Consider the following 316-nt stretch of genomic DNA (forward strand, 5'->3'; position numbering starts at 1 on the left):
TGCAAAGCGCTTTCCTTTCATTTTCAAAATTTCAACAAACCATTAAAGCGATCCGGCAGATCAACCAACTGATGAAACTAAGAAATGAATGTTCCAACGGCAAATCCGGACTTATTCTGGAAAAGCTCAAAGGAGATATTCGTATAGAACGAGTCAGCTTTCGCTACGGCCCCGACAGAGACCCGGCACTACTGGGCGTGTCATTCCAAATTAAGCCCGGCGAAATGGTTGCCATTAGTGGCAATACGGGCTCTGGCAAATCTACCCTGATTAAAATGATCGCTGGCATGTATGCACCGCAAGCCGGCTCACTTCA

Annotated in this window: 1 protein-coding gene; it reads left to right on the forward strand. The window is 46.5% G+C overall.

All coding sequences use genetic code 11. From position 1 onward, the window contains the following. Positions 1-71: 71 nt before the first annotated feature. The coding region (locus tag QWI17_RS09900) for an ATP-binding cassette domain-containing protein (protein ID WP_302722348.1) at positions 72-316 on the forward strand (245 nt) is incomplete at its 3' end.

The organism is Gilvimarinus gilvus, from assembly GCF_030518155.1.
Lineage (GTDB): Bacteria > Pseudomonadota > Gammaproteobacteria > Pseudomonadales > Cellvibrionaceae > Gilvimarinus > Gilvimarinus gilvus.